This is a genomic window from Streptomyces marianii, from assembly GCF_005795905.1.
Lineage (GTDB): Bacteria > Actinomycetota > Actinomycetes > Streptomycetales > Streptomycetaceae > Streptomyces > Streptomyces marianii.
Genome location: NZ_VAWE01000001.1, coordinates 5,493,903 through 5,517,706, shown reverse-complemented (window position 1 = coordinate 5,517,706; position 23,804 = coordinate 5,493,903). Strand labels below are relative to the sequence as shown.

At 71.1% G+C, this 23,804-nt stretch carries 21 protein-coding genes; 9 read left to right on the top strand and 12 right to left on the bottom strand.

Annotated elements, in window-relative coordinates; translation table 11 throughout:
• Positions 1–21: 21 nt before the first annotated feature.
• The gene (locus FEF34_RS25080; RefSeq protein ID WP_138055165.1) at positions 22–1,176 is read right to left on the bottom strand and encodes an RNA-guided endonuclease InsQ/TnpB family protein; all 1,155 of its coding nucleotides are present in this window, start codon (positions 1,174–1,176) and stop codon (positions 22–24) included.
• 26 nt (positions 1,177–1,202) lie between these two features.
• On the opposite strand from FEF34_RS25080, the gene tnpA reads away from it, so the two are divergent.
• Both tnpA and FEF34_RS25070 read left to right on the top strand, forming a co-directional pair.
• On the top strand, positions 1,203–1,619 hold the full coding sequence (tnpA, locus tag FEF34_RS25075) for an IS200/IS605 family transposase (RefSeq protein WP_138055164.1): 417 nt from the start codon (positions 1,203–1,205) through the stop codon (positions 1,617–1,619).
• A 191-nt stretch (positions 1,620–1,810) separates the two neighbouring features.
• Positions 1,811–2,422 (top strand): hypothetical protein, encoded by a 612-nt coding sequence (locus tag FEF34_RS25070; RefSeq protein ID WP_138055163.1) that lies wholly within the window; start codon positions 1,811–1,813, stop codon positions 2,420–2,422.
• 178 nt (positions 2,423–2,600) lie between these two features.
• On the opposite strand, the gene FEF34_RS25065 is transcribed toward FEF34_RS25070, so the two are convergent.
• The 5 genes from FEF34_RS25065 to speB form a co-directional block, all read right to left on the bottom strand.
• Positions 2,601–4,055: a S28 family serine protease gene (locus FEF34_RS25065; protein ID WP_138055162.1), complete on the bottom strand. Its 1,455-nt coding sequence runs from the start codon at positions 4,053–4,055 to the stop codon at positions 2,601–2,603.
• Positions 4,056–4,153: 98 nt separating this feature from the next.
• Complete coding sequence (locus tag FEF34_RS25060) at positions 4,154–4,534, bottom strand: hypothetical protein (protein ID WP_138055161.1); 381 nt, start codon at positions 4,532–4,534, stop codon at positions 4,154–4,156.
• 235 nt (positions 4,535–4,769) lie between these two features.
• Positions 4,770–8,546, bottom strand: coding sequence for an ABC transporter ATP-binding protein (locus FEF34_RS25055; RefSeq protein ID WP_234042553.1), 3,777 nt, complete (start codon positions 8,544–8,546; stop codon positions 4,770–4,772).
• Between the two features lie 331 nt (positions 8,547–8,877).
• Positions 8,878–10,560 (bottom strand): thiamine pyrophosphate-binding protein, encoded by a 1,683-nt coding sequence (locus FEF34_RS25050; protein ID WP_138055159.1) that lies wholly within the window; start codon positions 10,558–10,560, stop codon positions 8,878–8,880.
• Positions 10,557–11,528 carry an agmatinase gene (gene speB / locus FEF34_RS25045; protein ID WP_138055158.1) on the bottom strand — a complete coding sequence of 324 codons (972 nt, stop codon included), beginning with the start codon at positions 11,526–11,528 and terminating at the stop codon, positions 10,557–10,559. The genes FEF34_RS25050 and speB overlap by 4 nt, the downstream gene beginning before the upstream one ends.
• A gap of 211 nt (positions 11,529–11,739) precedes the next feature.
• On the opposite strand from speB, the gene FEF34_RS25040 reads away from it, so the two are divergent.
• Together FEF34_RS25040 and FEF34_RS25035 are read left to right on the top strand one after the other, a co-directional pair.
• Complete coding sequence (locus FEF34_RS25040; protein ID WP_138055157.1) at positions 11,740–13,302, top strand: PucR family transcriptional regulator; 1,563 nt, start codon at positions 11,740–11,742, stop codon at positions 13,300–13,302.
• A 122-nt stretch (positions 13,303–13,424) separates the two neighbouring features.
• Complete coding sequence (locus tag FEF34_RS25035) at positions 13,425–13,907, top strand: hypothetical protein (protein ID WP_138055156.1); 483 nt, start codon at positions 13,425–13,427, stop codon at positions 13,905–13,907.
• Between the two features lie 50 nt (positions 13,908–13,957).
• Here the strand turns inward: FEF34_RS25035 and FEF34_RS25030 are convergent, their stop codons facing one another.
• The 4 genes from FEF34_RS25030 to FEF34_RS25020 form a co-directional block, all read right to left on the bottom strand.
• Positions 13,958–14,743 carry a M48 family metallopeptidase gene (locus tag FEF34_RS25030; protein ID WP_234042552.1) on the bottom strand — a complete coding sequence of 262 codons (786 nt, stop codon included), beginning with the start codon at positions 14,741–14,743 and terminating at the stop codon, positions 13,958–13,960.
• A 5-nt stretch (positions 14,744–14,748) separates the two neighbouring features.
• The gene (locus tag FEF34_RS25025) at positions 14,749–15,417 is read right to left on the bottom strand and encodes a hypothetical protein (RefSeq protein WP_138055154.1); all 669 of its coding nucleotides are present in this window, start codon (positions 15,415–15,417) and stop codon (positions 14,749–14,751) included.
• Positions 15,418–15,439: 22 nt separating this feature from the next.
• On the bottom strand, positions 15,440–15,610 hold the full coding sequence (locus FEF34_RS41435; protein WP_171053077.1) for a hypothetical protein: 171 nt from the start codon (positions 15,608–15,610) through the stop codon (positions 15,440–15,442).
• Between the two features lie 449 nt (positions 15,611–16,059).
• Positions 16,060–16,371 carry a hypothetical protein gene (locus tag FEF34_RS25020; protein ID WP_138055153.1) on the bottom strand — a complete coding sequence of 104 codons (312 nt, stop codon included), beginning with the start codon at positions 16,369–16,371 and terminating at the stop codon, positions 16,060–16,062.
• Positions 16,372–16,925: 554 nt separating this feature from the next.
• Here FEF34_RS25020 and FEF34_RS25010 point away from each other — a divergent pair.
• Both FEF34_RS25010 and FEF34_RS25005 read left to right on the top strand, forming a co-directional pair.
• Complete coding sequence (locus FEF34_RS25010; RefSeq protein WP_138055152.1) at positions 16,926–17,720, top strand: helix-turn-helix domain-containing protein; 795 nt, start codon at positions 16,926–16,928, stop codon at positions 17,718–17,720.
• Positions 17,713–17,934, top strand: a complete 222-nt coding sequence (locus tag FEF34_RS25005) for a DUF397 domain-containing protein (protein ID WP_138055151.1) — start codon at positions 17,713–17,715, stop codon at positions 17,932–17,934. The genes FEF34_RS25010 and FEF34_RS25005 overlap by 8 nt, the downstream gene beginning before the upstream one ends.
• Positions 17,935–17,939: 5 nt before the next feature.
• Here FEF34_RS25005 and FEF34_RS25000 read toward each other — a convergent pair whose 3' ends face one another.
• Positions 17,940–19,277: an AAA family ATPase gene (locus FEF34_RS25000; protein WP_138055150.1), complete on the bottom strand. Its 1,338-nt coding sequence runs from the start codon at positions 19,275–19,277 to the stop codon at positions 17,940–17,942.
• 325 nt (positions 19,278–19,602) lie between these two features.
• Here FEF34_RS25000 and FEF34_RS24995 point away from each other — a divergent pair, with 325 nt between their 5' ends.
• The 3 genes from FEF34_RS24995 (at position 19,603) to FEF34_RS24985 (ending at position 23,074) form a co-directional block, all read left to right on the top strand.
• Positions 19,603–20,760 carry an acyl-CoA dehydrogenase family protein gene (locus tag FEF34_RS24995; protein ID WP_138055149.1) on the top strand — a complete coding sequence of 386 codons (1,158 nt, stop codon included), beginning with the start codon at positions 19,603–19,605 and terminating at the stop codon, positions 20,758–20,760.
• Between the two features lie 4 nt (positions 20,761–20,764).
• Positions 20,765–21,640, top strand: coding sequence for an acyl-CoA thioesterase (locus FEF34_RS24990; protein WP_138055148.1), 876 nt, complete (start codon positions 20,765–20,767; stop codon positions 21,638–21,640).
• Between the two features lie 318 nt (positions 21,641–21,958).
• Complete coding sequence (locus FEF34_RS24985; RefSeq protein WP_138055147.1) at positions 21,959–23,074, top strand: cation diffusion facilitator family transporter; 1,116 nt, start codon at positions 21,959–21,961, stop codon at positions 23,072–23,074.
• On the opposite strand, the gene FEF34_RS24980 is transcribed toward FEF34_RS24985, so the two are convergent.
• The gene (locus tag FEF34_RS24980) at positions 23,010–23,789 is read right to left on the bottom strand and encodes a phosphatase (protein ID WP_138055146.1); all 780 of its coding nucleotides are present in this window, start codon (positions 23,787–23,789) and stop codon (positions 23,010–23,012) included. The genes FEF34_RS24985 and FEF34_RS24980 overlap by 65 nt on opposite strands.
• Between the last annotated feature and the right edge of the window lie 15 nt (positions 23,790–23,804).

The window sequence follows — 23,804 nt, the reverse complement described above, 5'->3', positions numbered from 1 at the left end:
TACGTGGGCTCCGCAGGCGTTTTACGTGTCCGGGCGTCCCTCGGCCACGATGCGCCGTCCTTCACGGCGGAGGTTGAGTTCTGCGTTCTCGTCCCGGTTGTGGGCTGCCCCGCAGGAGCACACCCAGTTCCGGACCTTGAGTCCTTCCAGTCCCTTCGGCCCCTCGATCGACCCGCAGGCGGAGCACAGTTGCGTGCTGGGGAACCAGCGGGAGGCCTTGGCGAAGGTGCGTCCGTACCGTGCGCATTTGGCTTCGAGGGTGCGGGCGAACATGCTGAGCGACTGGTCGTGGACGGACTTGCCGCGCTTGCCCTTGGCCGTCCCCATGCCCTTCACGTTCAGGTCTTCCAGGTACACGGCTTGGCTCTCGCGCGTGATCTTGGTGGTTTCCTGCTCGATGAAGTCGCGTCGCTGGTCGGCGATGCGTGCATGGATCTTCGCTACGGCGAGCTTGGCCTTGCGACGGTTGTTCGAGCCTTTCCGGGCTCGGGACAGCTTGCGCTGAGCCCGCTTGAGCTTCTCGGCCTGGCGGCGGAAGAACTTCGACGAGCTGACCTTCCGGCCGCGCAGGACCGCGTAGGTCGACAGGCCCAGGTCGATACCGGTCTCGGTGTCGTCCAGGTCCAGCTCCGGCAGCGGCTTGCCCTCGGCCTCCACGACGAAGCTGGCGAAGTACCTGCCGGCTGCGTCCTTGACGATCGTCACGGACGACGGAGCGGAGGGAAGGTCTCGGGACCAGCGGACTTCCACGTCACCGATCCTCGGCAGGCGAAGCTTGCCGTCAGCGGTCACGGAGAAGCGAGCGTTCGCGGTGAACCGGATCGCCTGGCGGCTGGTCTTCTTCTTGAACTTCGGCGGCCCCGTCTTCGGACCCTTGCGGGTGCCGTTCTTCGACGCGAAGAAGTTGGAGTAGGCGGTCTCCAGGTCCCGCAGGGACTGCTGGAGGACCACGGCCGACACCTCGGACAGCCAGGCCCGTTCCTCGGACTTCTTCGCCTCGGTGACCAACCGCTTCGACAGCTCCGCCGCCTTCGGCCGCTCGGCGCCCTGCTTGTAGGCGTCCTGGCGCAGACACAGCCCGTCGTTCCAGACCACGCGGGCACACCCGAACGCCTTCGCCAACGCCGTGCGCTGAGGAGCGTTCGGGTACACGCGGAAGGAGTACCTGAGCCGCATGCCAACGATCGTACTACAGTCGGTTTATGGCCGAGTATCAGAACATCCGCACTGGTAGACACTGCACGTTCGTCATGCACGTGCACTTGGTCTTCGTGACGAAGTACCGGCACAACGTCTCCACCAACGCCCACTTGAAGCGCATGGAGGAGATCATGCGCAGCGTCTGCGAGGACTTCGAAACCGAGCTGGTCGACTTCAACGGCGAGACCAACCACGTGCACCTACTGGTGAACTTCCCGCCCAAGGTCGCCGTCTCCAAGCTGGTCAACAGCCTCAAGGGCGTCAGCTCACGCAGGCTCCGCCAGGAGTACCCAGAGCTGATCCGGCACTACTGGCGGGCACAGCGCCTGTGGTCCGGCTCCTACTTCGCCGGGTCAGTCGACGGGGCTCCACCGTCGGCTGTCCGTCAGTACATCGAGCAGCAGAATCGTCCGCTCTAGCCCGCGCGTCAGAACAGCACTGAGAATCGCTTCACCCCCCCCCCGTAAACGGGGGAGCACTGCGATTAGTCCCGGTAGCGCGGCGTACGCCGCGCTACCGGCGCACCACCCTCACGCGGCGGAAAGCCCCCTGCCCCCTGGCGTGCGCCCGCACCGGCGCGTCACGCTGGAGCGACCGAGCTGGGGGATCCATGCATGTACGGCGTCTTTGGGTGGGGTTGGTGTGCGCGGTGCTCGTCTCCTGCCGGCCGGGTCCGGGCGGCGCCGGGAGAGAGACCTCTCAGGCGCCTCGCGAGAGCTCGGCGCCGGCCGCACACGGGCCGCTGTTCCTCGGGACGGGGAACTGCAGCGGCCGGGGCCGCGTGGACGTCCGTGAGGTGCCCTGCACCAGCGAGAAGGCGGCGGCGCGCGTGATCGCCCGCCACGACGGACGGCGGACGGACACGCCGATCTGCCCCGACACGACGGACTTCGTGCTGCACATCTCGGAGCACCGGCCGGCGTTCGACGAGGACGGCGACGGTTCGGCGCCGCGGGGGTACGCCTGTATGCGCAATCTGGAGCCGCCGCATCCCGGCGATCCCGGGGGCGGGGGCGGACCGCACACGATCGTCGGCGACTGCCTCCACACCTCGCGCCGGGGGCAGGTGAAGGAGACCGCCTGCGACGGGTCCGGTGAGTACCGGCCCGAGTTCAGGGTGGCGTCGGCCGTGCACGAACGCTCCCAGTGCCCGCCGTCGACTGATCTGTTCGTGGAACTGCCCTCCGGCAGAAGACCGGTGGGCTGTGCCCACCGCCTCTGACATCGCGCATCGCGAGTCGTCGGCGGCGGGACACGGCCCACCGTTCACCGTTCACCGGAGGCGATCGCCGACCACCGGCCAAGCGTTCCCGGTCACGGTCACGGTCGCCGATCGGCAATCCCCGATCGGCGATCCCCGATCAGCGATCCCCGACCGCATCACCGGCATCCGTCACCGGTCACGGACGCAGCATCGGCTCCCGCTCGATGTCCTGCTTGTCGAGCTTCGTGTCCGGCTTCGTCAGCCTCTTGGCCTTGGCCGGGTCCTCCTGGACGGCGGCCGGGGCGACGCCCGCCCACTCCAGGATCCGCGCGGTGGCCTTCGCCCGCTGGTCCGCCTTCAGACCGGCGACGTTGGCACCGTGGTTGGCGCCGGGAGCGGTGAAGACATAGCTGTCCCGCGCGCCCTTGCCGAGCCGGAACGGCTCGGCACCCCACGGGTCGTTCTCGCCGTAGACGAACAGCATCTGCCGTGCGTGGTGACGGACCCAACCGTCCACGTCGTCCATCACCCACGGCTTGAAGCGCATGGGGATCTCCCGCGGTACGAAGTTGCGCGGTGCCTGGTAGCCGTAGCGGCTCAGGCCCTTGAGGTGGGGCAGCTCGATGGCCGGCGCGCCGAGTTCGGTGCCCGCCTGGTAGTAGTACGGGGTGTACGGCTCCAGGCCCTGGTCGGTGTAGAAGGAGAAGCCGGAGATGGCGTCGACGCTGTCCCAGATCTCCTGGTCCGAGGCGGTTGCCGCGACGGGGACCGACGCGCAGTCGCTCACCAGGCTGTACTGCCAGAAGGCCCAGGCGTAGTCGAGGACGACGGCTTCGAAGGCCTTGTCGAGCGAACCGATCGTCTTGAAGGTGTGGCCGTTGTCGGCCGCGTACTCGGTGTACAGCGCCTCCAGCGAGTCACGGCGGACGAGTGCCTCGCGCTGCACCGCGTTCAGCTTGTCGCGGCACTCGGCGGTGCCGACCTTCTCGAAGAACCGGTCGTAGGCGGAGTCCTCGTTGTTGTTCACGTCGTTCGGCGCGACGTAGGCGACGACACCGTCCATGTCCCGCGGGTAGAAGCGCTCGTAGTACGTGGCGGTCATCCCGCCCTTCGAGCCGCCCGTGGCGATCCACTTCTTGCCGTAGATCTTCTTCAGCGCGGTGAAGACGCGGTGCTGGTCGCTGGCGGCCTGCCAGATGTCGAGCTTGGACCAGTCGGCCGGGTCGGGCCGCGACGGGCTGAAGAACCGGTACTCCAGGTCGACCTGGTTGCCGTCGACGATCTGCGTGGGCTCACGCCGGCGCGGGGTCGTACCGACGTGGTAGCCGCTGGTGTAGAAGACGGTCGGCCGGGTCGTGTCCTTGTGCAGCACGGTGATGCGCTGCTTGAACGTGCCCTTGGACGGGCGCCGGTGGTCGACCGGCTGGGTGTAGTTGAGGACGAGGTAGCGGTAGCCGGGGTACGGCTTCTCCTCGATCAGGCTCATCCCGGGGATCGCGAGGATCCGGTCCTTGATGTCCCGGGACGCGACGTCCTGGGACGCGGTGGGTGAGCCGATGGCGGGTTCGGCGGCGGTGGCCGCGCTCGCCGTCGTCCCCGCGCCACCCATGAGCACCACGAGCGACAGCAGCCATCTCAGTGTTTTCCGCATGCACACACTCCCCTTGGTTCACAGCGGTCGCGGTGAACCTAGCGGGGCAATGCTCCTATGGCCAGGGCGAGTTGACCGGAGGTACGCAACCGGCACCCTCAGCACAGGATCCAGCCGGTCGAGGCGCGTTTTCCGGCGACTGCGCCGGACACCCGGACGCAACGGTTGAGGGCGTGCACCGTCACGGGTCCCGCCTGCCGGGTGAACCGCCCCTTGTCCACGACGGCGCGCCCGCCGCGCGGCTGGAGGGACACCGACATCGCCCGTACGGCTCCGGGCCGTTTGGCGACGGTGAGGGCGCAGACCAGATTCCGTTTCTTGAAGATGCGCAGTTCTCCCGTGCGGAACCCGACCGCCTTCACCGGACGGCCGGAGCATACGGACGCGGCTTCCGCCCGCTGGACCCCCGGTCCGGGCAGGGAGAGGGCACCGACGACCGTCAGCACGGCGAGTACATGCCTCAGCAGCTTCCCGAACACGATTTCTCCCCTCCCGCACCAAGCCGTACTGACGTACGACGCAGCCGGGGTCCGGACGGTTGCCGTCAGAAGCCCGGAAGGGCGGGAACCGCCTTGCTCGGACGGGCCGGATCCGGGCGAGACGGTTGCCGTCAGAAGCCCGGAAGGGCGGGAACCGCCTTGCTCGGACGGGCCGGATCCGGGCGCGCCCCCGCCCAAAGCCACCCAGACCGGTCGACGCCGGCCCCGCGCCCGCTCAGGACCGGGCCGTCGCGGGCTCCTCCTCACCGATGAAGGTCCGCCACAGCTCGGCGTACCGCCCTCCCCGTGCGAGCAGTCGCTCGTGCGTGCCGTCCTCGACCACCCGGCCGTGCGCCATGACGACCACCCGGTCCGCGCGGGCGGCGGTGGTGAGGCGGTGTGCGACGACCAGCGTGGTGCGGCGGCCGGTGAGCCGGTCGGTGGCCCGGTTCACCTGCGCCTCGGTCGCCAGGTCGAGCGCCGCCGTCGCCTCGTCGAGCAACAGCACGTCCGGATCGACCAGCTCGGCCCTGGCCAGGGCGATGAGCTGGCGCTGGCCGGCGGAGAGATTGCGGCCGCGCTCGGCGACCTCGTGGAGGTAGCCGCCCTCCAGGGTGGCGATCATGTCGTGGGCGCCCACGGCACGGGCCGCGGCCTCCACCTCCGCGTCGCTCGCCCCCGGCCGCCCGTACGCGATGGCGTCACGGACCGTGCCGGAGAAGAGGTACGCCTCCTGGGGCACGACGCCGAGCCGGTGCCGGTAGGAGGTGAGGTCCAGGTCCCGCAGATCGGTGCCGTCGACGGTGACGCGTCCGCTCGTCGGGTCGTAGAACCGTGCAACCAGCTTGACCAGCGTGGACTTGCCCGCGCCCGTCTCGCCGACGAAGGCGACCGTCTGACCGGCCGGGATCCGCAGGTCGACCCCGCTGAGCGCCGCCTCCCCGCCACCGCCCCCATCGCCTGCGGCAGCGACGGCGTCGCCCCCATCGCCGTCGCTGCCGCCGGCGTACGCGAAGGAGACGTCCTCGAAGGCGATGTCACCGCGCAGCGACGGCACGTCCAGGGGCTCGCGGGGCTGCTTCGTCGACGTCGGCTCCCGCAGCAGCTCCTGGATCCGGCCGAGCGACACGGTGGCCTGCTGGTAGCCGTCGAAGACCTGGGACAGCTGCTGCACCGGGGCGAAGAACAGGTCGATGTAGAGCAGATAGGCGACGAGAGCGCCCGTGGTGAGCGTGCCCGCCTCGATCCGGCCCGCACCCACGATCAGCACGGCCGCCACGGCGACGGAGGACAGCAACTGCACGAAGGGGAAGTACACGGAGATCAGCCACTGGCCGCGCACCCGAGCCTCGCGGTAGCTCTCGCTGCGCTCGGCGAACCGCCGGTTGCCGGACCGCTCGCGGCGGAAGGCCTGCAGGATGCGCAGTCCGCTCACCGACTCCTGGAGGTCGGCGTTGACGACGCTGATCCGCTCCCGCGCCAGCTCGTACGCCTTCACCGACTGCCGGCGGAAGAAGTACGTGCCGACGACCAGGACGGGCAGCGTCGCGAAGACCACGAGGGCCAGCTGGAGGTCGAGCGCGACCAGGGCGACCATGATGCCGAAGAACGTGACGACGGAGACGAACGCGGTGACCAGACCGGTCTGCAGGAACGTCGAGAGCGCGTCCACGTCCGTGGTCATGCGGGTCATGATCCGGCCGGTGAGCTCGCGCTCGTAGTAGTCGAGGCCCAGCCGCTGGAGCTGGGCGAAGATCTTGAGCCGCAGGGCGTAGAGGATGCGCTCGCCCGTACGTCCCGTCATCCGTGTGGCGCCGATCTGGCCGACCCACTGCACGAGCACCGTCAGCAGTGCCAGGGCCGAGGCGACCCAGACCGCGGTCATCACGGCCTGCTCGACACCGTCGTCGATGCCGTGCCGGATCAGCACCGGGAGCAGCAGGCCCATGCCCGCGTCGACGGCGACCAGCAGCAGGCTGAAGAGCAGCGGCAGTCCGAAGCCGCGCAGCAGTCTGCGCAGGTCGTAGCTGTCCTCGGGGGTCACCGCCCGGACCTCGTCGACCTGCGGGGTGTCGTCGGCCGGAGGCAGCGCCGCGACCTGGGCGAGGAGTTCGGGGGTGGCGCCGGCCGCCTCGTCCTCTTCCTCCTCTTCCTTGCGGACCCACAGCGGGGGCGTGATGCCGCGCTCGGCGTCGAACTCGGCGTCCATCTCGGCGCGGAGGGTGCGGTCCTCCGGGATCTCGACGGGCGGGGTGTGGCCCGGGGAGACCCCGCCCAGCTCGTCGGGGTCGGTGAGCAGCCGCCGGTACAACGCGGATCGTTCCTGCAGCTCCTCGTGGGTGCCGATGTCGGCGAGCCGGCCTCCGTCGAGGACGGCGATGCGGTCGGCGAGGCCGAGGGTGGACCTGCGGTGGGCGATCAGCAGGGTGGTGCGCCTGGCCATCACCACGCGCAGCGCCTCGTGGATCTCGTGCTCGACCCGGGCGTCCACAGCGGAGGTGGCGTCGTCGAGCAGCAGCAGCCGGGGGTCGGCGAGGATCGCGCGGGCGAGGGCGATCCGCTGGCGCTGGCCACCGGAGAGGGTCAGACCCTGCTCGCCGACCCTGGTGTCGTAGCCGTGCGGCAGCTCGCTGATGAAACGGTCCGCCTGGGCCGTCCGCGCGGCCTCGGCGATCTCCTCGTCCGTCGCGTCCGGCTTTCCGAAGGCGATGTTGGACCGGACGGTGTCGGAGAAGAGGAAGCTGTCCTCCGGTACGAGTCCGACGGCGGAGCGCAGCGACTCCAGGGTGAGCTCGCGGACGTCATGGCCGCCGACGAGGACCGCGCCGTGCGTGACGTCGTAGAAGCGCGGCAGCAGCAGCGAGACCGTGGACTTGCCGCTGCCCGAGGAGCCGACGACGGCAACGGTCTCGCCGGACCGGATCTCCAGGGAGAAGCCGTCGAGGACGGGCCGGGCGCCCTCCCCTTCCCCGTAGGAGAAGCCGACGTCGTCGAACTCGACGGTCGCCGGGGCGTCGGGCGGGAGTTCCTTGGTGCCGTCCTTGATCGCCGGTTCGGTGTCGATCAGCTCCAGGACCCGCTCGACTCCGGCCCGCGCCTGCTGGCCCACGGTCAGGACCATGGCGAGCATCCGCACGGGTCCGACGAGCTGCGCGAGGTAGGTGGAGAAAGCGACGAAGGTTCCGAGGGTGATCTGCCCGCGCGTGGCCAGCCATCCGCCGACCGCCAGCATCGCCACCTGCCCGAGTGCGGGCACGGCCTGCAGGGCCGGGGTGTAGACGGCGTTCAGTCTGACCGTGCGCAGCCTGCCGGCGAAGAGCCTGCGGCCGACGTTCCTGAGCTTGCCGGTCTCCTGGTCCTCCTGGCCGAAGCCCTTGACGACCCGCACCCCGGAGACGGCTCCGTCGACGACCCCGGCGACCGCGGCGGCCTGCTGCTGTGCGTACCAGGTGGCCGGGTGGAGCCTACGCCGGCTGCGTCTGGCGATGAACCAGAGAGCGGGGGCGACGGCCAGCGCGACCAGGGTGAGCGGCGGCGACAGCCAGGCCATGACGCCGAGGGAGACGAAGAAGAGTACGAAGTTCCCGATGGTCATCGGGAGCATGAAGAGCAGGCCCTGGATGAGCTGGAGGTCGCTCGTGGCACGGCCCACGACCTGGCCCGTGGACAGCTCGTCCTGGCGGCGTCCGTCGAGCCGGCTGATCGTCCGGAACATGTCGGTGCGCAGGTCGTGCTGGACGTCGAGGGCGAGCCTGCCGCCGTAGTAGCGGCGGACGTAGGTGAGCGCGTAGACGACCAGCGCCGCGGCGATCAGCAGTCCGGTCCAGACGGCCAGTGACCGCGAGTGGCCCCCGATGACGTCGTCGATCACGACCTTGGTGATCAGCGGGACGATGGCCATCACCGCCATACCGGCCAGTGACGAGCCCAGCGCGAGCACGACGTTCCGCCGGTACCGCCATGCGTAGCCGGCCAGTCTCCGTGCCCACGATCGCTCTGCCGCCGCCGTCACCAGCTGCCTCCCCGTCGTCCTGATCTACCGGAAGGCACCAACGCGGGCCGGGCCCGATTTCATCCCGTCGCGACACGGCCCGGCTGAAGAACGGTCGCTGGTCCTAGGCCTGGTCCTAGGGCGACGGTGGGTTGCCCCGGCCTACGACGCGGCCCGGCGGAAGCAGCTCCGCGCCGGCTCCGAGACGCAGGAGGACACGTAAGCGGCGCACCCGGTCACCCCTGGGGTGGCCGGGTGCGCCGCCGCGCCGTCCTGCGAATGCGACCGGATGCGCTGCCCCGTCGCCCCGTCGCCCTGGGCCCGCCACGAGGAGGTGCCCCGGAGCGCCCTCCTACAGATGCGTCGGCGCGAACATCCTGAGCACCGCGGGCAGCACGACCACCGAGGGGCCGGGCTGCGCCAGGGCCTTGGCGAGGTCCTCGCGGAGCGAATGCGTGGTGGTGCGCACGGCCGGTACGCCGAAGGACTCGGCGAGCGCCACGAAGTCCGGGCGGGACAGTTCGGTCGCGGTGGCCTCGCCGAAGGCGTCCGTCATGTACTCGCGCAGGATGCCGTAGCCGCCGTCGTCGACGATCAGCCAGGTCACCGGCAGCGCGTACTGCTTCGCCGCGGCCAGCTCCGCGATGGAGTACATCGCGCCGCCGTCACCGGAGACCGCGAGCACCGGCCTGGTGCGGTCCGCGGCTGCCGCGCCGAGGGCGGCGGGGAAGCCGTAGCCGAGGCCGCCCGCCCCCTGCGCCGAGTGCATGGTGTTCGGCAGGCGGGCGTCGAAGGCGGACCAGGCCCAGTAGGCCAGGATCGTCATGTCCCAGAAGCTCGGGGAGTCGTCCGGCAGGGCCTCGCGGACCGCGGCGAGCACCTCCTGCTCCAGGGTCAGCTCCTGGCCGGCGATCCGCTCCCGGACCTTCGCCAGCAGCGCGGAGACCCGCTCGGCGGCCGACGGATCACGGCGTTCCCCCACCGTCTCCAGCAGCGCGGTGAGCGCGATCCGGGCGTCGGCGTGGATCCCGAGCCCGGGGTGGTTGGACTCCAGTTTGCCGAGGTCGGCCTCGATCTGGACCACCCGGCCGCGCGGCGCGAACGTGTGGTAGTTCGAGGAGAGTTCACCGAGGCCTGAGCCGACGACGAGCAGGACGTCGGCGTCCTCCAGGAGGTCGGTGGTGTGCCGGTCCTCCAGCCAGGACTGCATCGACAGCGGGTGCTCCCAGGGGAAGGCCCCCTTGCCGCCGAAGGTGGTCACGACGGGCGCGTCCAGCTTCTCGGCGAGCGCGAGCAGCTTGCCGGAGGCGTCGGAGCGCACGACACCGCCGCCCGCGATGATCGCGGGGCGCTCGGCGTTCCGGAGCAGGTGCGCGGCGACGGCGGTGAGCTCCGGGCGGGGCACGAGGTCGTGCGGGGTGGCGTCCAGGGACGTGACGACCGGCAGGGTCGTCCCGGCGAGCAGCACGTCCTGGGGGATCTCCACCCAGACCGGCCCGTGCGGGGCGGTCAGCGCGGACTGCCAGGCGGCGGCGATCGCCGAGGGGATCTGCGAGGCGGTACGCACGGTGTGCACGGACTTCACGACGTCCCGGAAGGACGCCTTCTGGTCGCGCAACTCGTGCAGATAGCCGTGCCGGCCGCCGCCGATGCCCGGGCTCGGCACCTGGCTGGAGATCGCGAGGACGGGTGCGCTGGCCGCGGCGGCCTCCTGGAGGGCCGCCAGCGAGGTGAGCGCGCCGGGCCCGGTGGAGAGCAGCAGCGGGGTGGCCTGCCCGGTGATCCGGCCGTGGGCGTCGGCGGCGAAGCCCGCGTTGTTCTCCACACGCAGTCCGACGTACTCCAGGTCGCAGCGGCGCAGCGCGTCGAACATGCCGAGGGCGTGCTGGCCGGGCAGACCGAAGACCGTGGTGGCGCCCAGCCCGGCCAGGGACTCGACGACGAGGTCCCCTCCGTTGCGGCCGGGTGGCGGGCTGAGCGCGGCGGCGACCTGTCGCGCCGTGGGGCGCAGCACGAGGTCGTGGTCGTGGGTCACTTGCCGTTCCTCGACGCGGCGATCTGGCGGGCCATGATCGTGGTGAGCTCGTACGCGGTGTGGGAGGCGGCGACCGAGGTGATCTCGGCGTGGTCGTAGGCCGGGGCGACCTCGACGACGTCGGCGGAGACCAGGTTGCAGGAGGCGAGCCCGCGCAGGATCTCCAGCAGTTCGCGGGAGGTCATGCCGCCTGCCTCGGGGGTGCCGGTGCCGGGGGCGTGCGCCGGGTCGAGGCAGTCGATGTCGATGGAGATGTAGAGGGGGCGGTCGCCGATGCGCTGGCGCAGCTGGTCGGCGACCTCGTCGGCGCCGCGGCGGTAGACGTCGGCGGAGGTGACGATGCCGAAGCCCATCTTCTCGTCGTCGGTCAGGTCCTGCTTGCCGTAGAGCGGGCCGCGGATGCCGACGTGGGAGAGGGCCTCGGTGTCGAGGATGCCCTCTTCGACGGCGCGGCGGAACGGGGTGCCGTGGGTGTACTCGGCTCCGAAGTAGGTGTCCCAGGTGTCCAGGTGGGCGTCGAAGTGCAGCAGCGCCACGGGGCCGTGCTTCCTGGCGACCGAGCGCAGCAGCGGCAGCGCGATGGTGTGGTCGCCGCCGAGGGTCATCATGCGGGCGCCGGTGCCGAGGATGTCGTCGGCGGCGGCCTCGACGGTCTCGACGGCCTCGTTGATGTTGAACGGGTTGGCGGCGATGTCGCCCGCGTCCGCCACCTGGGCGAGCGCGAAGGGCGAGGCGTCCTGGGCCGGGTTGTACGGCCGCAGGAGCCTCGACGCCTCGCGGATGGCGTTGCCGCCGAAGCGCGCGCCGGGTCGGTAGGACACCCCGGCGTCGAAGGGCACGCCGACGACGGCGACATCGGTGCTGCCGACCTCGTCGAGCCGGGGCAGCCGGGCGAACGTCGCGGGTCCGGCGTACCGCGGGATGCGGGACGAGTCGATGGGGCCGCGCGGCGTCTCGTTGCTGCTCATGACCATCCTTCTTCTTCCTGCGTTTTTCTGCTTATCCGTCGGTTTGCAGTCGTTTGACTGTAACGGGGGTCACGGGGTGGCCGGGACCGACTCGGGTGCGGTCGGCCCGTACCCGCGGCCGCTGGACGACTCGACGATAGGTGGCCGAAAAGCAACGATGAAGTGTACGTTTCCTCCATTCTCGAAGACGATCAGGGATGGAACGTCCACCATGCCGGACCCCACCGCTCCCCAGGGCGCCCCTTCGGCCCCGCCGACCCCGCCCGTACCACTGGCCGCACTGCTGGCCCGGGAGGAGCTCGGGCTGCGGCTGGTCGCGGGCGCCCCCGAGCCGGGGGGCGCGGACAGCGTCCGCATCCAGTGGGTGCACACCTCGGAGATGGCCGATCCGTACCCCTACCTCCTGGGCGGTGAGCTGCTGCTGACGGCCGGGGTCCTGCTGAAGGACCCGGAGATGTACGCGGCGCGGGTCGTCGAGGCGGGCGGCGCGGCGATCGGCTTCGGGGTGGCTCCGGTGTACGACACCGTCCCGGACGCGCTGGTCGCGGCGTGTGAGCGCCGCGGGCTGCCGCTGCTCGAGGTGCCGCCGCAGACCCCGTTCACCGCGATCGCCCGTGCCGTCTGGGGCCTGATGGCCCAGGCCCGGCTCCGGGAGGTGCGCCGGGTGAGCGAGGCCCAGCAGGGTCTCGCCCGCGCGGCGGCCCGCCCCGACCCGGTGCCGGCGGTGCTGCAGCAGCTGGCCTCCCGCCTCGGCGGCTGGGCCGTGCTGCTGGCGCCGGACGGCTCGGCCCTGCACATGGCCGGACGGGCACCGTCCCGGGAGGCACGCGAGGCCCTGGGACGGCTGGCGCGAGTGGTGAGCCCGGAGCCCGGGGAGCAGGAGCCCGCCGGGGAAGCGGACGCTCCCCCGGCCCTCCGGGCGGCCGCCGCCCGGAGGGCGCCCGGCGCACCGGCGGGCGCCGGGCGCCGGGCGCCCTCGTCGGCGACCGACACCGTCGGGGAGGCGCACCTCGCGGCCTACGCGCTCGGCGGCGGTGAGGGCCTGGTCCTCGGAGTCGCCGCCGAGGGGCGCGAACCGGGCGGGCACACCGTGGCCGGGGTCGCCGTCGTCCTGCTATCCCTGCTCACCGCGCCGCACCGGGGAGCCGACGCGAGCGGGCGGACCACCGCGCTGGTGAGGCTGCTGCTCGGCGGCACGCCCGCGGAGGTCGCCCGGGACCTCGGCCCCGGCCCCTGGACGGTCGTGCACGGGAATCGGCCGGGGCAGCCGGACCGGATCGCCGCCTCGGCCCTCGGCGCGGTCCTGGGCAGCACACTGGTGGACACGGACGGGGAGACCGTACGGGTCCTGCTCTCCGGCGACCGGGGCATCGAGCCGCAGCCGGGATGGACCCTGGGCGTGAGCGCCCCGGCCCCGGCGGAGGACCTGGGCACCGCCGACACCGCGGCCGCCCGCGCCCTGCGCCGCGCGGAGGCCAACCGCGTCCCGCTCGCCCGCCAGCGCGACGCGGGCCTCAGCGGGCTGGTCGCGCCCGACGAGGCGGCCGTCCACGCGCGCACCCTGCTCGCGCCGGTCGCCGGCTCCCCCGCACTCACCGAGACGCTGCGGGTCTGGCTCTCCCTCCACGGCAGCTGGGACCGTACGGCGGTGGCCCTCGGCGTCCACCGCAACACCGTCCGCCAGCGCATCGCGCGGTGCGGCTCGCTGCTGGGCGTGGACCTGGACGACGCGGACGTACGGATGGAGCTGTGGTTCGCGCTGCGGTACGCGTGAGACCGGGCGGGTCGCGTTGCGGAATGCGGCCCGCGGTTCCGTGGTGAAGCCACGATTCTGCCGCCCCAAGGCTGTCGCTCCGCCCCAAGTCCCTTGCGCAAAAGCTGTGTTGGAATGCCGGCATGGCTTCTTCCGTCGACGGAACCATCACCCCGGCCCCGGACGGGACCGGCAGTCGCCTGCGCGCCGAGATCCAAGGGCTGCGGGAGGAGGCGACACGGCAGAAGAATCTGGCCCACCGCAGGGCCGAGTTCTGGGCCAGGGCCGATGTCGCGCTGGGCTTCCCCGCGGCGCTGCTCGCCGGCGTCGCCGGAGCGACGGGGCTGGCCACCGCAGACGCCCGCATCCCCGCCGCGCTGCTGGCTCTCGCATCCGCTGGATTCGCCGCGGGAGCGGGATTCCTGCGGAGCGCCAGCCGCTGCCGGGCCAACAAACGCGCCCGGCACGCGTGGGCCGACGTGGAGGGCCGGGCCGCGGTGAAACTGGCGCAGTCGCACACGACCCCCGCGGACCTGGCGGAACTACTGCAGCACCGCCTCGCCGCCCTGTCGGCGTACTACGGCGAGGACCCGCAGCCGGGGCAGCCGTCGGTCACGGCGGGCTGAGCGCACAGCGGCGACTGGAGTCAACGGAACGGAGCTGCTCGAGCGGCCGACTAGACGATCTCCCCCATCCACATGCGCCGGCCCAGTTCGTCCAGCTCGACCCGCCGCTCCTCGTACTCAGGTAGGGCGTGCCCCAGCAACCGCCAGAAGGCCTCCCCGTGCCCCGAGACGCGTACATGTGCGAGCTCGTGCGCGACGACATAGTCCACGAGGTGCATGGGCAGTTGGAACAGCGGCCAGCCCAGACTCATCCGCCCGGCTCCGACTCCGCCGTCGGACGGTCGGTAGCTGCCCCAGCGGCCGCCGAGATCCGACACGTCCAGCGCCGGCTCCGCGACTCCCATGCGCGCCGCCCACGGTTGGAGCCTGCCCCCGGCCCACTCGCTGCCCGCGCGGCAGTACCAGGCGACGAGCGCAGACCGGCCCCGGACCGGGTTCCCGGCCTGCTCCCGACTGAGGAGAAGGCGCCCGGCGACGAGCCGGACGTCGGCGTCCTCCGGGCGCTCGGCGTCGACGGCCAGTCGATACGTCCGCCCCAGATACCGGAACGCCTCGCCCTCGACGAGACGCTTGGGCGGGTTGAGCGGTCGGGTTCGCTCCCTCTGCGCCGTCTTGGCCACCACCCATGCCCGGTGAGCCCGGACGAACGCGAGGGCGTCAGCCGCCGGGCGTCCCCGGGGCGCGTGCAGGGTGACCGCGGCGTCCATCTCCACCGTGAGCGCGAACCTCTTGCGCCGGGCGCTGACGCGCACGTCGAGCTCCAACCCGTCGACAGCGAGCCGATCCCCCTCGGCGAGAGCGATCGGTTCGGCCGGATCGGCGGTGGCGGCAGTCACGCCGCCTATTCTCCCCTCAGCCTGGCCAGAAAGGACGCCCGGTTCTGCGCGGCGTAGGCGGCGAGCCGTTCCGCGAGATCGCGCAGTGCCGTCCATTCCGTGCACACCGGCCGCAGCCGGCCCTTGACCAGGTCCATCCTGATCTTGTCGGCGAGGAGGGCCAGGTCCTGGTGCTGGCCCTGGTACGCGGCCTTGGCCATGGTGTGGGCCGCCGTGTCACACACCGTTCCGACTACCGACCGCAGGTCCGCCGCGCTCGTGTCGATGTCCGGGTTCTCCACCGCCTCCCTGTCCAGCAGCCGATACAGACGCTGCTCCAGCGGGGAGAGTCCCGCAAGCCTGGGATCCTCCTCGTCCTCCTGCCGGGCCTGCTCGATGAGCGGCCCGAAGGCCTCGATCTGCTCCTCGAACCGCCCGGGCATCTCCCGCAGGATCTCCTCCAGCCGCTGCGAGAGCCGGACGTACTTCTCCGGGTCCTCCCGCTTGATCCGCTCCTCCAGGTGGAAGCGGAGGGCATGCCCCATCTCGGCGGCCGCCTCACGCGGGGGCATGGCGCATAGCCTCTCGTCGAACAGCGGCGACGCCAATGACACCGGTGCGATCACCTGGTCGCTCTCGGGGCCCTCCAGATGCTCGGCGATCAGCGCGCGCACCTTGCGCCCGTATGCGCGCATCGTGAAGGACCCGCCCGCCGCGTCACGGTGGAGGGTGCGGATGCAGCAGGCCCCAGCGACCTGCGTCGCCCACATGGTCCAGGCCGTCCTCGTGCGGCAGCACCCGCTCCAGGACGGTGAGGAAGTGGTGCAACACGTCGTCGAAACCCTGGCGGGTCGATTCGTCGTCGAAGGCGAGGGCGGCGGAGCGCACGGCGGCGAAGTCGACGATACTGGACGATGGCGGAGGGCCCGCCGTGCTCGGCGGAGGGACCGGCGAGGAGCAGGTCGGTCGCGGCGAAATTGGCCTTGTCGATGCCGGCGCCGAGGGACACGGACGCAAGCTCGCTGATGGAGCGTCTGACGTCCGTCTCGTCCATCCACGGCTCGCCGTCGGCGGCACGGAGGTTGATGCGGCGCAGCGCCTTGCCGAGCGAGTCCACGAGGAACGGGGCATCGGCTTCGAGGGTGCCGACGTCCTTACCCGGAACGTGCGTCCAGCCCATCGCCCGGAGCTGCGCGACGGTCGGCCGCTCCACCTCGTCCCGCTCGACCTGCATCGCCGCCATGCCCCACGCCCCTCGCCCGCCGCGCCCCTTCAGCTGATCCATTCTGCGTGACGGGCGAACGGCGGGCGAGAGTTTCGGCCGCTTGGGCCACCTGCTATTCGGGGTGGTCGGCGCGGCCGGGAACGGTGTGCCGGGCACACCGGCTCCGCGCGATGCGGTGCACGTCGCGCAGGGACTCCGCGAGGCGGGCGATGACATAGCGGAGCTGTTCGGGGGTGGCGGAGCGGTCGCTCAGCAGGTCGTCGGTGTGATCGAGGAGATCGGCGGCCATGCCGAGCTGCACGCTCTCGATGTTGTCGGCGAGGCGTGAGACATAGCCGTCGCCGTCGCCGATGAGGTAGCAGGGCTTACCCTCGGCGCCGGTCCAGGGGAGCAGGCGAAGTGCCTCCGTGGTGTGACGGCTCACGCCGCCCTACCTTCTTGAGTGCGACCCGTGAGTTCGCAAACCCGGGACAGCGCGGGTGGGGCAGGGACCTTCCGTCCGTGGATGGCTCGCGGGCCGATGTCGACGCCGTGGACCGCGAACCAGAGGGCCCGGCGACGGGGGTGCTGGCGGCGGGCCTCGGCCTGGCGGCGCTCGTGGGCGAGGAGGTAGGGACGGACGAGAGGGCTGTCCTCGCCTCGGTAGTACGGGGCGGGGGCTCGGGTGGGGCGGGGCGGGCGGGGTGCGGCATGGCCCGGGCTGTCTGCGTGCGGTGTACAGGGGCGTGCGGGCGACGGGGGCCGCAGGAGCCGCAGGAGCCGCAGGAGCGGATCAAGCAGTCGGGCGATACAGTGCAACGCGTCGTCAACTCCTGGCTAGTTGAGGGCCACGCCCCCGGACCGTTCGCGTCGGTCGCGGGGGTCTTGCCTCTCCGGCGAACTTCACTCTGTAGCGATTCCCTCACAGCCTGAGGCTGGTCGGGCTACCCTGACCAGGGGGTTCGATGTGACAGAGCGTTTGTCGCAAGGGAGTTGACGATGAGCAACACCTATGGGGAATGGCTGAAGGCCCAACGCGAGATCGCCGGCCTCACCCAACAGGAGTTGGCCGACGCCGCGATCATGACCCGATCGCACATCGCCCACATCGAGGCGGGACGCCGCATCCCGTCGAAGGAGGACGCGAGGCGGCTGGACCGGGCGCTGGACACGAGGGATGTACTGAGCAGCTTCCTGCCGCAGGAGGACGTGGCGGTCGCCGATCGCTTCGCTGCGGCGCTCCATCTCGAACAACAGGCGACAACGATCCGAGAGTTCGCCCTCTCCTTCGTACCGGGCGTCCTCCAGACGGAGCGCTACGCACGTGCGGTTCTCGGTTCTGCCTTCCCTCCCAGGAGTGAAGAGGAATGTGACAGGACCGTTGTCACACGTCTGGAGCGAGGGAGGATCCTGGCCAACCCCGTGACGCCCGTAGTGTGGGCGCTAATCGACGAAGCAGTGCTCCGGCGTCCGATCGGCAGCGCTGAGGTGATGGCGGAGCAGATCACCCACCTCATCCGCTTGGCAGAGTGCAAGCGCGTACGCGTACACGTCCTGCCTCTGTCGCTTGGACACCACCCGTTGCTGCAGAGCATGCTGACGCTGATGTGGTTCGAAGACCAGCCACCGGTCGCCTATACGGAGGGCCTACACATTGGCAGGGTGCACGACGCCCCAGCCCTGGTCGAACAGCTGCAAGGTGCCTACGATCTTGCCCTGAGCGACGCACTGCCGTTGAAGGAGTCGCTCGCCCTTATGAAAGCAGCAGCGAAGGACCACAAGCATCATGGCTAAGCGCACCATCCCGGACGCGTCCCTGCTGACCGGCTGGCGCAAGTCCTCCCACAGCGGGTCCGACGCCGGCAGCTGCGTCGAGGTGCTGGACGACTACCCGCAGGGCGTCCCAGTCCGCGACTCCAAGACCCCACACGGTCCCGCACTGGTGATCCCTGCAATCGGGTGGGCCTCATTCGTGGATGCTGTCAAGGCTGGCGCTTTGACGCCCTGAGCGACTCAACAGCTCCTGGTCAGCCCCTTCCGCTCAACAGATCGTCCACAAGCCCTACTTTGAGCGTTCGCAGCTTCGCCAATTGCTCTCGCTCGCTCCCGATACTCGCGTTCCCGTTCGTTCGCCGCCAGCAGCCGCCGCGCGATCTGACCCTCCAGAAGAGAGGGCACCGCGCCGAAGGCACCCGCCAGGTAGGACTTCATCAGGTCCTCGTCCTCCCCCGGGGACGCTGCTGTCAGCGGATACAGATCCGTCGCGCCTTCCTTGTCCTTCTCCGTCAGCCATACCTGTCCGGGCTCCAGCAGCCGGCCGCCGCTCGGGGTGCTGAGCACGGAGGGGTCGTGCGAAGTGAAGACGAGCTGCGCCCCCCGCGGATTCGCCTGCGGGTCGTGGAACAGCCGGACGACCTCCGCGGCGAAGCGCGGGTGCAGGCTGGCGTCCAGTTCGTCGACGAGCAGGACGGCGCCTTCGTCGAGGGCGAGGAGCAGGGGACCGAGCAGAGCGAACCAGGAGCGGGTGCCGAAGGACTCCTGAGTCCAGTCGAAGGCCACGTCTCCCGCGGCGGAGCGGTGGGTGAGCTTGACCGTTGCAGGTCCCCGGCCCTCCTGGTCGATCTCCGCACCGGTGATTCCGAGGTCCGCGACCCGCAGCAGTTCGTTGATGCGGCGCGCGCGGCTGCCGGTCAACTCCCGCGTTGTGAAGGCCTCGCGCTGCTCGCGCTCGTCCTCCGGGTTGATCAGCCAGAGGTTGCGGCGGAACCAGTGGAAGAGCGGGGTCAACTGCGGATGGTTGTCCGTGCCGGCCGTGGACAGCAGCAGGGCGTTGGGCCGGGTGCGCCGCTCGAGTCCGGCTCGGTCCTTCACACGGTTTCCCGGCCAGTCGTAGACCTTGGCACGGGCGGCGTCGCGGTCCAGCCACACCTGCCGATGGCCCCGGGGGTAGCTGTGCAGCCACTCGGCTTCGACCCGCTCCGTCCCGAGCTCGAAGCCGTACGTCCAGCGCACGCCGTCCAGGACGAGGTCCACCTCGAAGAAGCTGGCCGACTCCTGCCCGTCCTTGCCGTCCAGGGCGAAGGGAATGCGCGCGGTCCCGTCGAAGGCCGCCCAGCGTGCGTACGAATTCATGACGGCGGCACGCATGTCCGTCATCGCGGCCAGCACGTTCGACTTGCCGGAGGCGTTGGCTCCGAAGATTCCGATCAGTGGAAGCACGGCGAGTGACTGGTCGCCCGCGAGTCTCACCGGGCGTGCGGACGTGCCCGCGTCGTCTTCGGGCACGACGAACGTCAGCTCTTGCTCGTCGCGCAGTGACCGCACGTTCGCTGTACGGAATCTCAGCAGCATGCCGACCCCTCTCCGCCGCCAGAGTAGTGGCCGCGAAGGACAGCGGCTCGATCCGGGCACGCCCCGTCCACCTCCCCGACCACCAGGGCAGCGAATGGGCTCCGCAACCGGCCCCGTCGTGTGACGGGGCCGTCGTCACGTTCCCGTCGTCACGACCGGCCGTCACGCTCGGCCGCCCCGTCCGGCCGCCGCCCCGCACGTGCCCCGCATCACTCTGGACAGTTTCAACAACCGCCGGGTAACTTATTCTGAGCAAGCGCTTAGACAGCTCTGTGTGCTCGTCTGTGCCCAGCCAGTGACCCGACACCGTGCCGAGGAGGCGTCCGTGCGCCGGACCGTATTCAACGAGGACCACGAAGCGTTCCGGGAGACCGTCCGTGCCTTCATCGAGGCCGAGGTCGTCCCCGTCTACGACGAGTGGTTCGCCGCCGGCCAGGCGCCGCGCGACTTCTACTACAAGCTCGGTGAGCTCGGCATATTCGGCATCAACGTGCCCGAGGAGTTCGGCGGCGCGGGTCTGGACACCCACAAGTTCGAGGCCGTCCTCTACGAGGAGACCGCGCGTGCGGGCGTCAACTTCGGTGGCTCCGGCGTGCACGTGCTGCTGGCCCTGCCGTACATCAAGATGCTCGCCACCGACGAGCAGAAGAAGCGCTACCTGACGAAGTTCGTCACCGGCGAGGAGATGTGGGCGCTGGCGATGACCGAGCCGGGCACCGGCTCGGACGTCGCGGGCATGAAGACCACGGCCAAGCTGTCGGAGGACGGCAGCCACTACGTCCTGAACGGCGCCAAGACGTTCATCACCGGCGGTGTCCACGCCGACCGCGTGATCGTCTGCGCCCGCACCTCCGCCCCGCGTGAGGACGACCGCCGCTTCGGCATCTCCCTCTTCGCGGTGGACACCAAGTCCGAGGGCTACTCCATCGGCCGCAAGCTGGACAAGCTGGGCCTGCGCACCTCCGACACCGCCGAGCTGGCGTTCGTCGACGTCAAGGTCCCGGTCGAGGACCTGCTGGGCGAGGAGAACAAGGGCTTCTACTACCTCGGCCAGAACCTGCCGTCGGAGCGCTGGGGCATCGCCTTCGGCGCCTACGCGCAGGCCAAGGCCGCGATCCGGTTCGCCAAGGAGTACACGCAGGACCGCACGGTCTTCGGCAAGACGGTCGCGTCCTTCCAGAACACGAAGTTCGAACTGGCCTCCTGCCAGGCCGAGGTGGACGCCGCCGAGGCCGTCGCCGACCGCGCCCTGGAGGCGCTGGACGCGGGCGAGCTGACCCCGGCCGAGGCCGCCTCCGCGAAGCTCTTCTGCACCGAGGTCGCCCACCGCGTCATCGACCGGTGCCTCCAGCTGCACGGCGGCTACGGCTACATGAACGAGTACCCGATCGCCCGCCTCTACGCCGACAACCGCGTCAACCGGATCTACGGCGGCACCAGCGAGGTCATGAAGTCGATCATCGCCAAGTCGATGGGCCTCTGACCCTGTGAGCGAGGCTCTTGACGACCTGCTCGATCTGCTCGACCTGGAGCGGATCGAGCAGGACATCTTCCGCGGCCACTCGCGTTCCACGATCGTGCCCCGCGTCTTCGGCGGACAGGTCGCGGCCCAGGCGCTCGTCGCCGCGGGCCGCACCGCGCCGGAGGACCGTGCGGCGCACTCCCTGCACGCGTACTTCCTGCGCATGGGCGATCCTGGCGCGCCGATCGTCTACACGGTCGACCGCATCCGCGACGGCCGGTCCTTCACCACCCGGCGGGTCGTCGCCGTCCAGCACGGCCAGCCGATCTTCCACCTCTCGGCGTCCTTCCAGGCTTGGGAGGACGGGCTGGACCACCAGGCGGTGATGCCCGACGCGCCGGACCCGGAGACCCTGCCGACCGCCGCCGAGCGGCTGCCCCAGTACGCGGGGAACCCCCTTCACCCGGAGATCGTGCGGCGCATGCTCGATGCCCGTGCCGCGGTCGACATCCGGTACGTCGGCCGGCCCCCGTACGCGAGCATCGGTGAGCGGCGAGAGCCGCACTCACAGGTGTGGTTCCGCACGAACGGCAAGCTCGCGGACGACCCGCTGCTGCACGTCTGCCTCGCCACGTACGTCTCCGACATGACACTGCTCGACTCGGTGCTGCTGGCCCACGGGCGCGGCGGCTGGGCGGTCGGGGACGTCGTCGGGGCCTCGCTGGACCACGCGATGTGGTTCCACCGCCCGTTCCGCGCCGACGAGTGGCTCCTGTACGACCAGGAGTCGCCGAGCGCGCACGGTGGCCGCGGCCTCGGCCAGGCCCGCATCTACACCCAGGACGGGCGGCTGGCGATCTCGGTGATCCAGGAGGGCGTCGTCCGCGTCCCGCACGACTGACCGCGTCCGAGGCGACCGGCGACGCCCGTCGCGTCCGGGCCCCGTCCAGTCCCCGCCGCGACGTCCGCGGTGCGCACCCGCGGCTGCGGAGCGCGTCGGCCCGGCCGTCTGCCGCCGCGGGCCGCCGGGCGACCGCGGCGACAGGCCCGCGAACGAAGAGGTTCGTCGTCAGTCCGGCACCGGGCGGCGGCTGCTGCGATCGCGGGCCGGCTCCACCGGGCGGCACCCGGCGGGCCGCGCCCGAGACGCGCGGGTGGCACTCCGAGGGGGCGGCGCCGCGCCCGAGCGAGGGGGGCATAACAGACATACGCTCCCCTCATGGCGAGCGAAGAGAGCACCGGCGGCCCGTCCGGGACACCGCGTGTGCCCGGCGGGCCCGCCGACGCCCCCGTGCCTGCGCCGGAGCGGATCGAACCCGACAAGGCGCCGGAGAGCACCTTCACCGTGATCGTCGCGGCGCTCGCCAACCTCGGCATCGCCGTGGCCAAGGCCGTCGCGGGCGTCATCAGCGGATCGAGCGCGATGCTCTCCGAGGCCGCCCATTCGGTCGCCGACACCGTGACGGAGCTGCTGCTGCTGACGGGCCTGCGGCGGAGCGCGAAACCCGCCGACGAGGAGCACCCGCTGGGCTACGGCCCCGAGCGCTACGTCTGGGCGATGCTGGCGTCCGTCGCCACCTTCGTCGGGGGCGCGGTCTTCTCCGTCTACGACGGCGTCCACACCCTCACGCAGAGCGAGAAGCTCGGCAATCCGCTGCCCTCGTACGTCGTTCTGGCCGTCGCCGCCGTGCTGGAGGGCTACTCGCTGCGGACCGGCGTCCGGCAGATCCGCGGCGAGGCGGCCCGCTTCGGCACGCCCGCGCGCCGCTATCTGCGCTACACCCCCGACACGGCGGTCAAGGCCGTGGTCATGGAGGACTCCGCGGCGCTGAGCGGGCTGCTGCTCGCGGCGGGCGGCCTGGTCGGCGCCCAGCTCACCGGCTCCTCGGTCTCGGACGGGATCGCCTCCATCCTCATCGGCCTGCTGCTGGTGTACGTGGCCTGGGTGCTGGTCCGCAGCAACGCCCAACTGCTCATCGGCCGGCCGCTGCCGCCCCGGATGCGCAGGGCGGTGCACGAGGAACTGCTCACGGTCCCGCACATCGTGGAGGTGCTGGAGCTGACGACCCTGGTCCAGGGGCCGGCCGAGACCCTGATCGCGGCCAAGGTGAACTTCCGGGACGTCGCGTCGGCGGAGCAGGTGGAGTGGGCGTGCGAGGACGCCGAGGAGCAGCTGCGCCAGCGCTTCCCGGCGATCCGCCGGGTGTACCTCGACCCGACACCGGCCGTGCACCGGGTGCGGCCGGTGTCGGCCGGGGAGCCGCCGGGACTCAGAGGAGACCGGCCGCGTCCAGGAGATACGCCGTCATCGGGTCGTAGAAGCGCGGGTCCGTGACATGGTCGTCCAGCGGGACCGTCACCCGGACCGTGCCCTCCGCCTCGCCGATGAACAGGGCCGGGTCGTTGCAGTCGGCGAAGCCGACCGCGTCGACGCCCCGCTGTCCCGCGCAGCCCGCCCAGCCGTGGTCGGCGACGACCAGGTCGGGCCGGGCCCGTCCGTCCCGCTCCAGCCCGTCCAGGATCGCGGCCATCGGCGCGGGGGAATGCGTGTGCCACAGGGTCGCGCCGCGCTCCAGCACGGCCACGTCGGCGAACTGGTAGACCATGCCCTCGTCCGCGGTGAGCCCGGAGGGGATCCGGACGATCTCGCAGCCCGTGGATCTGAGCGCGTCGGCGATCTGCCGGTGGACGTCGAGCAGCCCGCCCGGGTGCCCGGTGGCGAAGAGGACCGACTCCCGTCCGGCGGCGGCCTGCTTCAGCCGGGCCGCCATCCGGTCCAGGGCGTCGACGGTCAGCTCCGGGTCGATGGTGTCCTGGCCGTACCGGTACTGCGGGTCGTCGTTGACGCCGCAGCGCTCGGCCATGACGGCCAGGACGTCCTGCTCGTCGCTCCAGCGGTCGCCGAGTTCGAGGCCCAGCCAGTAGTGGCGGTCCCCGTTGGCGAGCTTGCGGTAGTGGGAGAGGTTGTTGTCGCGCGGGGTGGCGACCTCTCCGGCGATACGCGTGCGGACGAGATGGTCGACGAGGGCGGCGCGGTTCGGTATCGGCATGCGCCCATTGTGCCG